General features: G+C 69.1%; 21 protein-coding genes. 3 read left to right on the top strand and 18 right to left on the bottom strand.

Translation table 11 applies throughout. The features are described 5' to 3' along the window. Window positions 1-10 precede the first annotated feature (10 nt). The gene (locus F615_RS0113590; protein ID WP_019561731.1) at window positions 11-280 is read left to right on the top strand and encodes a hypothetical protein; all 270 of its coding nucleotides are present in this window, start codon (window positions 11-13) and stop codon (window positions 278-280) included. On the opposite strand, the gene F615_RS0113585 is transcribed toward F615_RS0113590, so the two are convergent. The 13 genes from F615_RS0113585 to F615_RS0113525 all read right to left on the bottom strand — a co-directional run bounded on the left by F615_RS0113585 (window position 275) and on the right by F615_RS0113525 (window position 6683). Further along, window positions 275-1591, bottom strand: a complete 1317-nt coding sequence (locus F615_RS0113585) for a phage terminase large subunit family protein (RefSeq protein WP_019561730.1) — start codon at window positions 1589-1591, stop codon at window positions 275-277. The two genes, F615_RS0113590 and F615_RS0113585, sit on opposite strands and share 6 nt — an antisense overlap. Beyond that, entirely contained in the window at window positions 1581-2120 is a 540-nt protein-coding gene (locus tag F615_RS0113580) for a phage protein Gp27 family protein (RefSeq protein WP_019561729.1), read from the bottom strand. The genes F615_RS0113585 and F615_RS0113580 overlap by 11 nt, the downstream gene beginning before the upstream one ends. 10 nt (window positions 2121-2130) lie before the next feature. Beyond that, window positions 2131-2457 carry a hypothetical protein gene (locus F615_RS0113575; RefSeq protein ID WP_019561728.1) on the bottom strand — a complete coding sequence of 109 codons (327 nt, stop codon included), beginning with the start codon at window positions 2455-2457 and terminating at the stop codon, window positions 2131-2133. Continuing rightward, window positions 2454-2768 carry a hypothetical protein gene (locus tag F615_RS20330; RefSeq protein WP_019561727.1) on the bottom strand — a complete coding sequence of 105 codons (315 nt, stop codon included), beginning with the start codon at window positions 2766-2768 and terminating at the stop codon, window positions 2454-2456. Before F615_RS20330 ends, F615_RS0113575 begins: the two co-directional genes overlap by 4 nt. Further along, complete coding sequence (locus tag F615_RS0113565; RefSeq protein ID WP_211211811.1) at window positions 2768-3292, bottom strand: hypothetical protein; 525 nt, start codon at window positions 3290-3292, stop codon at window positions 2768-2770. The genes F615_RS20330 and F615_RS0113565 overlap by 1 nt, the downstream gene beginning before the upstream one ends. 32 nt (window positions 3293-3324) lie before the next feature. Beyond that, window positions 3325-3834, bottom strand: a complete 510-nt coding sequence (locus F615_RS0113560; protein WP_156824643.1) for a lysozyme — start codon at window positions 3832-3834, stop codon at window positions 3325-3327. Window positions 3835-3907: 73 nt separating this feature from the next. Next, the gene (locus F615_RS0113555) at window positions 3908-4270 is read right to left on the bottom strand and encodes a Mor transcription activator family protein (RefSeq protein WP_019561724.1); all 363 of its coding nucleotides are present in this window, start codon (window positions 4268-4270) and stop codon (window positions 3908-3910) included. Next, window positions 4257-4478, bottom strand: coding sequence for a hypothetical protein (locus F615_RS0113550; RefSeq protein ID WP_019561723.1), 222 nt, complete (start codon window positions 4476-4478; stop codon window positions 4257-4259). The genes F615_RS0113555 and F615_RS0113550 overlap by 14 nt, the downstream gene beginning before the upstream one ends. Continuing rightward, complete coding sequence (locus tag F615_RS18625) at window positions 4478-4798, bottom strand: hypothetical protein (RefSeq protein ID WP_019561722.1); 321 nt, start codon at window positions 4796-4798, stop codon at window positions 4478-4480. Before F615_RS18625 ends, F615_RS0113550 begins: the two co-directional genes overlap by 1 nt. Before the next feature lie 96 nt (window positions 4799-4894). Further along, a complete protein-coding gene (locus F615_RS19505) occupies window positions 4895-5449 on the bottom strand; it encodes an HI_1489 N-terminal domain-containing protein (RefSeq protein ID WP_019561721.1) in 555 nt (184 codons plus the stop codon). Beyond that, entirely contained in the window at window positions 5446-5892 is a 447-nt protein-coding gene (locus tag F615_RS0113535) for a regulatory protein GemA (protein ID WP_083932480.1), read from the bottom strand. Before F615_RS0113535 ends, F615_RS19505 begins: the two co-directional genes overlap by 4 nt. 62 nt (window positions 5893-5954) lie before the next feature. Further along, window positions 5955-6185, bottom strand: coding sequence for a hypothetical protein (locus F615_RS0113530; protein WP_019561719.1), 231 nt, complete (start codon window positions 6183-6185; stop codon window positions 5955-5957). A gap of 15 nt (window positions 6186-6200) precedes the next feature. Beyond that, complete coding sequence (locus tag F615_RS0113525) at window positions 6201-6683, bottom strand: hypothetical protein (protein WP_019561718.1); 483 nt, start codon at window positions 6681-6683, stop codon at window positions 6201-6203. Between the two features lie 46 nt (window positions 6684-6729). On the opposite strand from F615_RS0113525, the gene F615_RS0113520 reads away from it, so the two are divergent. Beyond that, complete coding sequence (locus F615_RS0113520; protein ID WP_019561717.1) at window positions 6730-7170, top strand: hypothetical protein; 441 nt, start codon at window positions 6730-6732, stop codon at window positions 7168-7170. A 71-nt stretch (window positions 7171-7241) separates the two neighbouring features. On the opposite strand, the gene F615_RS0113515 is transcribed toward F615_RS0113520, so the two are convergent. The 5 genes from F615_RS0113515 to F615_RS0113495 all read right to left on the bottom strand — a co-directional run bounded on the left by F615_RS0113515 (window position 7242) and on the right by F615_RS0113495 (window position 11067). Beyond that, complete coding sequence (locus F615_RS0113515) at window positions 7242-7472, bottom strand: hypothetical protein (protein WP_019561716.1); 231 nt, start codon at window positions 7470-7472, stop codon at window positions 7242-7244. Window positions 7473-7475: 3 nt separating this feature from the next. Continuing rightward, on the bottom strand, window positions 7476-8198 hold the full coding sequence (locus tag F615_RS0113510; RefSeq protein WP_156824642.1) for an AAA family ATPase: 723 nt from the start codon (window positions 8196-8198) through the stop codon (window positions 7476-7478). A 68-nt stretch (window positions 8199-8266) separates the two neighbouring features. After that, window positions 8267-10126, bottom strand: coding sequence for a hypothetical protein (locus F615_RS0113505; RefSeq protein ID WP_019561714.1), 1860 nt, complete (start codon window positions 10124-10126; stop codon window positions 8267-8269). A 317-nt stretch (window positions 10127-10443) separates the two neighbouring features. Next, entirely contained in the window at window positions 10444-10638 is a 195-nt protein-coding gene (locus F615_RS0113500) for a hypothetical protein (protein WP_019561713.1), read from the bottom strand. Window positions 10639-10866: 228 nt separating this feature from the next. Continuing rightward, complete coding sequence (locus F615_RS0113495; RefSeq protein ID WP_019561712.1) at window positions 10867-11067, bottom strand: BcepMu_gp16 family phage-derived protein; 201 nt, start codon at window positions 11065-11067, stop codon at window positions 10867-10869. 241 nt (window positions 11068-11308) lie between these two features. On the opposite strand from F615_RS0113495, the gene F615_RS0113490 reads away from it, so the two are divergent. Next, on the top strand, window positions 11309-11722 hold the full coding sequence (locus F615_RS0113490) for a helix-turn-helix domain-containing protein (protein WP_019561711.1): 414 nt from the start codon (window positions 11309-11311) through the stop codon (window positions 11720-11722). The last annotated feature ends 280 nt before the right edge of the window (window positions 11723-12002 follow it).

The following is a 12002-nucleotide window of genomic DNA, read 5'->3' as shown; positions in this document are numbered from 1 at the left end:
GAGGGCAGCCGTGGATCAGAAAGCCATCAACCTCAACGTGCAGCAGCGCCTGCGCGCGCTGGAAGCGCAAATGCAGGTGCTCGTGCCGTTTTGCATTGCACTCATCGAGACACACCCGGATCGCGACCGCCTGCGCCAGCGCTTTGCTTTTCACGCCGAAACGCTGAAAGCACGCGCGCTAAACAGCGCCATCGCGGACGATTTCCTGACCGAACTAGACCGTCTCCGGCAAGTGCTCGACGCAACGTTCGATCTGCCCAATCCGTCAACACGCTCATAACATCCTCCGTCCGTACTGCGGGCCATCATCCGCAGCCCCGGCCACCCGCGGGATGGCCTTGAATCCTTCGTAGGCGGGCGGTCCTTCCGATCCCGCCGCCGCGCAGGCGAGCGCCAGCGCCCAGAAGCGGTCGCCGTGGCTGCCGCCCTGCCGCTCGGCGAGCAGCCGGGGCGCGCCCCCCGCGCCGGGTTCGCTTTTCACGCTGCGCAGATCGGCCACCAGCGCCTCGCCCTCGGGCAGCCGGATGCGCCGTTGCTGCAAGCGGTCCTTGAGTGAGACGGCCATGGCCAGCTTCGCGGCCGGGGTGAACACCACCCCCTCGATGCGGTAGCTGCCGTGCCGCCGCCGGGCTTCTTCCACCGGCATCTCGCCCATGCCGGTCTGGTCGATGCAGGCGCGTGCCACCCGGTACTGCCGCATCACCCGATCGAGTTCTGCCAGTTGCGCGGCAAACGAGGCGGCCTTCAGTTCGACGAGTTCGCGGCAGGCGAGCACATCGCCCACCTCTTCGAGCACCGCGATCACGGTCATATCCCCGCGCGCGGCGATGTCCATGCCCACGTAGCACCAGCCCCAGGCGTAGTCGCCGGTCGGCCCCTGCGCGGCCAGAATGTCCTCCATCGCCAGCCAGTGACCGGCGGCGTGGTCGAGGAACTGGCACTCGTATTCCTGCGCCCAGGTGTCCGGATCACCCGCCGCCCGGCGCAGCTCCTCGATGTCGCGCGGCAGGCCGTCGGCCACCGCATCGTGAATGCTCACCACGTGCCGGGAAAACAGCCCACCCAGCCCGTCTGTCATGATCTGGTGGAACATGTCGCCCACGCCGTTCGGTGTGGAGATCACCCTGAGCTTCAGATCGGGCCGGGAGACCACCGGCACCAGCGCCCGCCACAGCTCGCGGTTGTCCCTGTGGTGGGCGAACTCGTCCAGGATCAGGTTGTCGCTCATGCCGCGCGCCGTCTCGGGCCGCGCGGCGATCGCCCGCACATAGGAGCCGCCCGGCAGCCGCACCATGTGCGCCATCTCGTCGTGCTCAAACGGCACGTCCAGCAGCTCAAACGCCGCGCCGATCGCCCGCATGTGCAGCGCCGCGCCGTTGCGGATAGCATCCAGGGCGCGATCGCGCGAGATGGAGAGGATCGTCCAGCGGCTGAGCCGCCATTCGGCTTCGGCATCCAGCACGTCCAGAACCGCCTCCAGGGTGGTGGTGAAGGTCTTGCCGGTCTGGCGGCTCCAGCAGGCGGCCTTCCAGCGGCTCTTGTCCGCCAGATACCGGCGCTGGTAGGGGTAGAGGATGGGGCTAGCCCCCATACAACCCCTCCTTGACCGCGCGCAGCGTCTCGGCATCGAGCCGCTTGCCGCCCTTGGCGGCGTCCTTCTCCAGCGCATCGATGCGCGCGCGCACTTCGTCCTGCCAGCGCTTTTGCCCGATGCTGGCGCGGCTGGCATCGGCAATCGCCCGCGCAGCCTGACTCAAAAGCTTGATGCGCTCGGCCGTCTCCTCGCCTTCGGCCTCCTGCACCTTCAAGAGCGCATCGAACAAGGCCGATTGCACCAGCCGGATGGTGGCCGCCGACTGCTCGTCGGCCTCGTCGGGGCTGGCGGCCACGATCTCGCGCGCCACACGCGCCGTGGCCTCCACGCGGGCCATGGCCGCTTGCGCCCGCTCGGCAATCTCGCGCCCGTAGCGGTGGATGGCCGACTTGCTCAGGGTCTCGCCGAAGCGGGCCTGCAACTCAGCCACCAGTTCGGCCAGCGTGTAGCGGTCCTGCGCAATGGCCGCTTCCAGCCAGGCGCGCGCCTGCGGGTCCAGGCGCTTGGCGGCGTATTTGCGCGCCATCTCGCCCACCTCACCAGCGCGGCGGGCGCGCCAGCCCCGCCGGGGCCTCGGCCCGGTAGTCGTACACGTCCTCGCCCAGCGCGGTGAGCGTCGCGTCCCACACCGGGCGCTCCTTGAGCAGCCGAGCGAGACCATGGCTCTCCAGCCAGCCCAGCTCCCGGCGCACCTCGTCCAGCGTGGCGCTCACACCCGCGTCGGCCGCGCACAGGCTCAACAAATCCTCCCGCGCGCCATACGGGCGCGAATGCCACAAGGCCGTCAGCAGCACCCAGCGCAGCGTCTCGCGGTGCGCGCGGCCCACATCCAGCGCGGCGTCGATGCGGCGCTCGCTCGTCATTTCTGCACCCCCTTGATCAGCAACAGCTCATAAATGCGGTCCAGCTTGACCGACAGCGTGGTGATGTCGCGCACGTGGTCGTCGCGGCGGATGTAGTGCACCGGCAGCTCCGCGCGCAGCCGCGCCAGCTCGCCGTCGATGCGCGCGATCTCCTCCGTCACCCGCTCGATGCGCTCCAGCCGCGCATCCATCTCCCGCATGAAGCGCGAGAGCGCCGCGCGCATCACAAAAAACAAGGCCCCCGCCAGCGCGCCGATCATCCAGATCGACACCTGCCAGCGCATCAGTCCGCCCAAAATATCCCCTTCCATCACCGCCCCCCGTTCACGGTTGCATCCCACTGGCGGATGGCGTCGAGCCGGGCGCGGCACTCGCCGTAGAGGGCGATGGCGTCGGCAATCCATCCGCCGACGTCGGCCTCGCTGCTGGGGCCGGTATCGGCGGCAGATTCGGCATCGGCGTCAGCAAATGCGGCGGCACCATCGGGCAGGGCGTTGGCCGCGATGGCGGCGTTGAGCAGGCCGCGAGCAGGGCCAGACAGGCCGCAACGGCCAGCAGTCGGCAAGGCATGGAGCTCCTCCTTCAGGCGTTTCTGGGTGGCGGCGAGCGCGGATTTCGTCGCCTGCAATGCGAGCGTGGCCTCGCGCGCAGCAGCCTCGGCCTGCGCCAGCCGCGCAGCAGCCGCCTCGGCAGCGGCGCGCTTGTCCTCGGCGTGGGCGGCCGCCATGCGGGCCAAGTCGCCGCGCAAGCGCTCGATCTCGGTGGCATCCAGCCGCCCCTTGAGGGCATAACCGCCAGCGAACCCGGCTCCGATGAGCAGCACGGCAGCGGCCACGGCGGGCCAGGGCGTGCGCATCGACGCCGGGATCACTTGACCTCCCCCATGCACTGCCGGTACTCGGCTTCCCGGCGCTTGCTCAGGCCCGGCAGCACCTGCCCGCCCGCGCGGTTCCAGCGCAGGATTTCGCGGCAGGCCCCGGCGTAGCGCGCCTCGCGCTCCTCTGGGGTGAGGTGTGGTGCGGCCGCCGCCTTGAGCTTCTTGACCAGGGTCGAGCGGCAAAACGCCCCCGCGCCGATGTTGTAGACCAGGCTCTGGTACGCCGCCGCCTCGCCGTCGGTGAGCGGCACGTCGGCGATGCATGCTGCCGCCTCGCGCCAGATGCGGTCGGCATCATGAGCCAGCATCAGCACGGCGCGCTCAGGCGTCACCGCATCGCCGGGCTTGACCGGCCGCCCGTCCGGGTGCCGGGTGGAGCCAAAGCCCACCGTCTGCACGCCCACGCCGTCGTCGTAGGCCGTGCGGCGATAGCCCTCGTAGCCCGCGATGGACGCGAGCGTGAGGGCAGCAACGACAGTCAAGGCAGCGGGCTTGCGCATGCCCGCCATCGTCCCGCGTCCAGCGCGCAGCGGGTAGCGCGAAAGCGTTCACCCGCGCCTGCCCGGCGGCGCGTCAGAACAGCGCGCCCTGCGCCTCCTCGCGGCTGGGGCGGCCCAGCACCTCGTAAATCCAGCGCTCGGTGAAGCGGTACTTGCGCGCCAGGTCTTGCACCCGCGCGCCCGCGTCGTACTCGGCGCGGATGCGCTGGTACAGCGCCTCGCGCCGCGCGCCGTCGCACTTGGGGATATACAGCTCCGTCCCGCCCGCATAGCGCACCAGCGCCGCTTGCGCCGCGGGCGGCAGGTCCATCAGCGGGCCCGAGAGCGGCAGCCGCTTCGGGATCGGAATCGACAGCCCGCCGCAGGTCTGGATGAGCGCCTCCAGCGCCTCGCGGCCGATCAGGCCCTCCAGCAGCCGCGTGTCAGCCAACGCCACGCTGCCCCTCCAGTCGGTAAAACCACAGCGCCCCCTCGCGCCAGCAGCGGATGTCGTAGCCGTTGGCCCGCAGCTCCGCCACGCACGAATTGACCGCGCACACCCCGGCCTCGACCACGATATCCAGCGTGGTCAAGTCCCGCCCCGTCATCAACACATCCAGCACCCGCTGCAAGCGGGGGCTCGCATCCAATCTGGCCGCATGCATCACCGTGGCATCCTCAGCTTGGCGGCGACGTCGGCCAACATCGCCCGCACCTTCGCCCTCTGATCCTCGCTCATCGGCGGCGGCGGCAGCGGCTGGGGCTGCGGCCGCGCGGGCAGCGCATCGAGCAGCTGCTTCGGCGCTGGCCAGCGCTCGCAGGTCGCCTCCAGCACATCGAACGCCGCATGAAGCCGGGGCGCATCCAGCGCCGCATCGGCCTGCGGCAGCCGCCCGGCGATGATCTGCGCCCACATCCGCACCACCTCGCCCATGGCGCGCCCCAGCGGGCGGCCTTCCAGCCCCAGAATCACCAGCCGCTCCATGCGCGCCTTGACAAGCTCCAGCAGCCATGCCGGAGTCTCAGCATGGACATGCGAAACCGCTCGATTCACGATCTCGAATCCTCCATTGCCGCCGCGCTAAACGTCGATCGCGTCATCGAAGCCGTGGAGTTCGCGCCCGAGACTGCGCTCACCGCCCTGAGCCCGCGCCTGCGCACCACGGTACGCGCACGCCCGCGCGTCACCCTCGACGCCAACCTGCCGGATGGCGAGAATCGCCTCTTCGGTGGCCGAGAGTCTGCTGACGACACGGCGAGCCGGTGAAACTCGCTCCACCGCCACCGCCGCCGCACCCTGCGGCATCCCCTCCAGCACGCGCCTCAAGTAGTTGTGGTTCGTCATCCGCCGAGCCTCGCCCTTGGCGCGAATGGCCTCCACCGTCTCAAACATCGCCGCCGCCAGCCGCGCGGCGTCCGCCTCCAGCGCCAGCGCCTCGCGGGCGAGCTTGAGCGCCCGCGCGTTGTCCAGGTCGCCGCGCGCGGGCCGCCACAGGCTCAGATACCCGATGAGTGCCCGCCCCAGATCGTCTGGAAGCGTCGCGCACAATGCGAGCAGCTCGCGCCCGGCCTCGTCCTGCACCAGCGCGTCCAGGTGCAGGTGCGCATGGCACACTGGGCAGCGCCCCAGCCTCATGCCGCCCTCCGCACGCGCTGGCGCTTCCAGCGCATCAGGCCGGAGATCACGGCGGAAGCCGCAGCCTTCTCCAGCCACTGGATGCGCTCCACCTTGGCCGTGCGCTGCACAAAGCGCAGCAGCCGCTCATCCTTCAGGCCCTCGTCCCAGCCCATCTCCCAGGCCAGGCGCTCGAGGGTGGCCAGTTGCCAGCGCGTCACCATGCCCGGTGCGTCGCCGCCGTCGGGCAGGGCCGCGCGCACCTGCGCGCCCACGCGCCCCCAGTGGTCGATCAGCCGCACCAGTTCGCGCTCGCTCATCTCGGCGCAGCTCGCCTTGCCGGTGACCATCTGCTGCACCGCGCGCCGGTCCGCCTCCTCCACGCACCCGGCCTGCTTGGCGGCCAGATGCGCCTGCGCGATCAAGCGCCGACGGCGGTCTGCCACTCGTACTCGCTCACCCATCGCCTCGCACTCCCGTGACACGTCCTGACATGCCCGGCACGCCGGGCATGGCGGGGCGCGCCTCACTCCACCCCAGCCAGCGTGCGGCACGCCAGCATCGCGCTACGGGCGTCGCCGTGCACCGCGATGTGCTGCAGCGCCCGCTCGTAGCGCTGCAGCCACGCCAGCAGCCCCTCGATCTGGCGCGCCTCCCACACCCCGCCCAGACCCTGCGCCACCCGCTGCGCCAGCCCCGCATCGAAGGCGCGCACCGGCGGGCGCGCCGTCGGGGTATCCAGATCCACCTCATCCATGGCGCGCCCTCCGCCTCACTTCTCGGCCGTGATGCGCACCGTGCGCCCCTGCCGCACCTTCAGCAGCGCGCGGTATGCCGGGGCCATCGGATCGTCGCCATCGGCGCTCATCTCGATGAGCTGCTCGCTCGGCTTGTAGCTCACGCTCTCGGTCACCAGGTCGTCAAAACGCTCGCCCAACAGCGCGCGCAGCTTGTCCGCATCCGCCACCGACACGCTGGACGTGGCCACCACACTCACCCGGCACACCCCCGGCACCACCAGCGACACCCCCGTGCCCAGCGCCTGCGCCAGCTCGTCCTTGAGCCCCTTGAGCTCCTCCTCCAGCTCATCGATGCGCTTGACCAGCCCCCAAGCGGCCACCGCCTGCCGCACCAGCGCCGGGGCCACAGCGTCCACGCACTCGCCGCCGCCGTGCGGCTCGATGTACGCCGCAGGCTGGCCAGCCTTGACCTCGGCTGCCGCCACTGCTTGCTCTTTCTTTGCCACCTTTGCCATGTTTTGATCCTCTTTGCGCCCCCGGCCAGGGGTCTAAACTGCCCTCATGAAGCCCATCGAAGCCGAATACGCCTGCTATCTGTGCGAAACGCGCGAGACCATCACCGTCACGCCCAGCAGCGACGACATCAACCGCCGCCGCACGCCTGCCGCCCCGCGAAAACTCTGCCCCCGCTGCGGTGCCTTCATGCTCCCGGCCCATCTGCTGCGGCGCATGCGCATGCTGTATCCACCAGAAGGTCGCATGTCAGAAGAGGACGAGCGCGCGCTATTCCGCCAGTTCGCATCGTGCAAGCACGCGTACGACTGCAATGGCCTTGACAACTACAGCCCGGAGTGCGAGCAAGGCCGGGTGATGCCAAAGTGCCTTGACTTTCTGCGTCATCAACTACAAGACGCCAATGACAAGCTCGACCGTCTGGTTCGAGCACTGCTTCGACCAACCGCCCTGCCAGATCACGACCCAGATCAAACGCCACCCCGTTGATGAGGATGGTTCCGTCGCGCAGCACGCGCCGCACCTCGCGCCTCAACGTCATCATCTCCAGTCTCCTTCGCTCACAACTCCGCCACCCGGCACCCCGTGCAGTCCTCGCGCGGGCAGGTGCGGCAAATCGCTGCCGTATCCAGCGTGGCCGCTGCGCGCGCCTCCTCCACCAGCCGCACCAGCGCCGCGTAGCGCTCGGGAAGCTGGGAGTCCTTGGCCACCTCGCCATAGCGACCGTTGCGCAAGAGCGAGGCCGTGGGCACCGAGCAGCCCAGCACCTGCGCGATGTCGGAGAGCCGCATCCATCACCCCTCCACCGCATACCGGTTGGCCATCCACTTCACCGCCGCCTCCAGCACCGCAGGCGTGAGCACGCCAAGGCCGTTGGTCTCCATCACCCGGCGGCACTCGCCGGCCAGCTCCACCGCCTCGCGGTAGTTGCCCCGGCGGCAGCCGGTCCAGAAGGCGGTCACGAGGTCCTTGTCCGTCACCTCGCCAAGCCATGGCCGGATCACATGCGCATAGGTCTCCGCCCGGTCCAGGTGCCGCGCGGCCACGCGCTTGGCCCCGATGCGGCTGCCCAACTGAAGCAGCAGCGGCCGCGTGCGCGCATCCGTGAACTTGCGCGTGTAGAGCTCGGTGCCGATCAGGATCACCGCGACGCCGCACTCGTCAGCCAGGTAGCGCAGGGCTTCGAGCACCCGCCAGCCGAGCTTGTTGGCCTCGTCCACCACCACCAGCGCGCGCTCCTCGTCATCACCCCGGCGCAACAGCCGCTCCACCGCCCCCGCGCCCTCGATGCCGAGGCCCGCTGCAATCGCCGCCAGCATCTGGTGCCGGGTGATGCCATCCCACGCCGCCACCCGCACCGCGCCATGCCGCGCACAAATCGCGCGGCCCGCCATGCTCTTGCCCGCGCCCGCGGGCCCGGTGATCTCGCCGATGGGGTTTTCCGAGGCCAGCACCAGCGACGCCAGCGCCACGGCCTCTTTCACCACCTTGGTCTCGCGGATATCATTCGTTCTCAAGGGATAGCCCTCCTGTTGTTGCCCTCAAAACACCCGCCCGGTTGCCGCAGGGCGGAACTCAAAACCATTCAGAACCCCATCGCCCTTGCGGCCTTGGTGTCCTCGTCCTCCTCCGCCCAGCGGATGAGGTTTTCCGCGGCGGCCCGCTCGGCGGCCCGGCGCGTCGTCTCTTTGAGCCGCGCCTCCATCGCCTCCAGGTACTTCTGCCGCAACTGCTGCGCCTCCGGGCTCGGCTCGATGCGCACCGCCTCCGCTTCCACGGCGGCCAGGGTCTCGTCCAATCCGAGCGCCTTCGCCCGCACCCCGGCCAGAGCCGCGCCGTCGAGCGCACCGCCAGCCTCCCTCTCGCGGTCGGCCACCAGCAGCCGGAACGCCTTGCGCCGCCGCGCCGCCTCCTTCGCCCCGGCTTGGTCGAGCAGACCCACCGGAACTTGCGGCTGCGCCACGCAAATCACCCGCTGCGTGCGCGGATCCAGCACGATCAAGCCCTCGTACTCCGGCGCGGCGATGCGCGGCCAGGCCACCTCCACCCGGCCATCGATCGTCATCAGCTCGTCGTGGAACCACGTGCGCCCCATCCAGTTGATGCAGCCGCGATCCACCTTGCGCATTTCGCGGTCGGCAAAGGCCAGCATCAGGATTTCCCGCTCGATCACCGCCTTCTTCCAGCCCGCCTCGCGCGCCTGTTCCAGCTTCTGCATGGGCGACAGCCCCTTCATGTGCTCGGCCTGCTGCGGCGTGGTGTGGTAGTCCTCCAGCGTCAACTGAAGCCACTCTTGCACCAGCGCAAAGTCGGAAACCTCCACCCCCTTGCCCATCGTCGTGATCTTCTTGGCCATGCGGTTGCCGCCCACATAGCCGAACCACCAGGCCAGGTGCTGATGCAGATTCCCGAACCGCCCCTCGATCCGCTTGCCGCGCGGGTGGAAGGGAATCGAGCGCGTCACCCGCGCCTGCTCCGGCAGCAGCTCATTCAAATCCACCCGCAGCGCATGCTTGGTCAGCATCGCCACCTGCACCCACGCCTGGATCAGCTCCTCCCACTTGTATTCGCTGCCGTTGTCCAGATACAGGTGGCGCGGCGCACCGAAAGGTGCGGTCTCGCACATGCGGCAGAACGACGCCGCCACGTGCTCGCGGCGGATGCCCTCGCCCTTGTCCAGCAGCACAACGTCCACATGCAGCCAGTTCGTGGCCACGTCGTGCCAGGCGATCATCCGCGCGTAGGCCACGCTGCCATCCTTGCGCGCCACCGGAATGTCCAGCGGGCTGATATCCCCGCACACCACATCCCCCGGCATCAGCCCCGCCGCCGTGCGCGGCACCGGCGCCAGATGCCGGTCGTACACCGCCTTGCCGTCGCGCTTCGCCAGCCCCGCCACGCGGAACTTCCTGCCTTCGGCCTCCACGAACCGCCGCGGGCACGGCAGTGACAGCAGCTGCGCAGCCGCCTCGCGCGCATGCCCCGCATCCATCAACTCCTTCGCCAGGGCGGCCGTGGCCTTCAGCCACGCCTGCATCGCCCCCGCAGCCCCGCCCACCCACGCCGCGCGGGTGAGCTGCATCATCTTCTCCGCCAGCGCGGCAGGCTCTCCCAGCTCCGGGTGCGACGCCGCCCACGACTCGAAGGCCACCGACACCAGCACCCGCGCCTGCCCGCGGTCCCTGCGCTGCCCCAGGCGCGCCAGCGCCATCAGCCCCCCCTTTTTGTAAAGGTCCAGCAGCCGGTACACGTGCTGGAAGCTCTTGAACCCGAACTCCGCGGCGATTCTCTTGGCCACCTCCCGCCGCCCGCGCTGACCATCCGGCACGGCCAACAGGCCCGCCAGCCGGTGCGCCAGCATCCGCGCCCTGTTCACCCGGGCAAAATCCGCTTCGGTCGCCAGCCGCGCGCCCACCAGCTGCGCCACCAGCACATGGTCGGGCACGTCATCGGGCGGGGTATGGGTGGGGGCAGCCGGAATCGAACCGGCCCCCAGGGTTAGCTGCCCTTTGCCAGCGCTCGACGGGCCGTCGCCCGCTTTGCCGCTGGTACCGTCACGGCGGCCAGGGCCCTGGCCCCGTGATACCAAGGCGCATCCAGCGCCACCCCCATCGGCGAGCCCACCCGCGCCGGTGGCCGCCGGGCTGGAATCGGCGGGAGAGGGCACGCCCGCCGGGATGGACTCGCCGCTGAGGGCGGAGATAAAAGAGGAAGGCGCTACATCCGGCGTAGCAATGGCGACATCTGGCGTAGCGGGGGCGGTCAAAACGCCGGCCACGGCACCCCGAGCGCCGTGCAATGCGACAGCAGCCGCGACAGCGCCGACTTGCGCGAGCGGTGCCACTGCGTGGCCAGATACCGGCCCTCGCCATCCCAGAGCATCAGCATCCAGCGCCGCCCCACGCGGGTGAGCGTGGCCACCATCAACTCCGTGTCCGGGTGCGTCACCATGTCCATGATCCATCCCTCCTGTGGTCAGGCGTTTTTCCTGCGCCAGCCTCAGCGCCTGCCAGCACTCCACCTTCACCCGCACGTCCTCCGGCAGCGCCTGCGGGTCATACAACCGCCGCCGGCCACCCCGGCAGGTCTCCTCTGTGTAGGGCCAGGATTCGCGGAGGGCGCGGCGCTCTGCGCTGCGCTTGCTCACCCCCGTAGCTTCCGCAATTTGCTCAATCGTGAAGTTTGTCATTCGACAACCCCATCCTTGAGCCCCAACAGCACCGCCACCTTGTGGGTCTGCCCACGCCGCCCCTTCAGGCGGCCGCGCAGCACCTCATAGACGATGCGATCCGAGAAGCCGTGCTCGCGCGCCCACTCCCGGACGGACTTCCCGCGCCGGTCGAGGTCGGCGCGCACCTCATCTGGAGTCTTTGTCAATCGGCTCATGTTTCGTGTAACCTCATGGAACACGGTGCGACTATATTATCCGATCGACAAGCATGTCAATAGTCATTCGACAACTTTTTTACGCGCTCCAGTGCCGCGCGGTCGCGTCGCACTTTCGCGTCGCGCTTGTCGCACTTTTCCCCGCTTTCACGTCGCGCTTGTCGCGCTTGTCGCACTTAGCCGCGTCGCACTTTTCCCCGCTTTCACGTCGCACTTTTCCCCGCTTCATAGGGGCATCGCCATGGATTTAGCCAACCGAATCAAGGCATGGCGGCACGCGCTCGGCCTCACCCAGGACGAGTTCGCAAAGCTCGCCGGGATGTCAAAGGCAACGCTTGTTGGCTATGAAGTCGGGCAACGAAAGCCCGGTGCAGATGCCCTCGCCGCCATCGCCAAAACAGGCGTCAACATGACGTGGCTACTGACCGGAGAAGGCGAGATGCGCGTGCAAGTGCCTGTCACGCCTGACATTTCCGCCAGCCCATACGCCCGCCGGTGGGAAAAAATCATGGCCCTCGTCGAGGGCATCGAAGACGAGGAAGAGCGCTCCGCCTTCCTCGACGAGCTTTTTGCGCGCGCTCGCCAAACGGCAGAGCTGGCCGAGCTGCGCCAAGCCGTCAAGACCCTGACAGCCACCCTAAAAAAGACCGCCTGACCGCCTCCTGCGGCCCTCCCACAAGGCGCGAATCGTCGCCCAGAATGCGAACACGCCACCCAAACGCATCCGCCCTGTGGATAACCGCGCTAACTCATTGATGTAGCGCCATTTCCCAACACTTCCCCCCATTTCCCGCGACCAAACCGTCGCATCACATCAGTCTCCTCAAATCTTTTCCTCTCCAGCGCTGGGGCCTGAGCCCCAAGACCCTGCAGCGCTGGCGCAGCGAAGGGCGGGGCCCGCGCTACCTGAAGCTGTCCAAGCGCGTCAGCTACCC

The organism is Caldimonas manganoxidans ATCC BAA-369 (genome assembly GCF_000381125.1).
In the GTDB taxonomy this organism is placed as follows: Bacteria; Pseudomonadota; Gammaproteobacteria; order Burkholderiales; family Burkholderiaceae_C; genus Caldimonas; species Caldimonas manganoxidans.
Note: the sequence above shows the minus strand (reverse complement) of the source record. Positions and strands in the feature narration are given on the sequence as shown.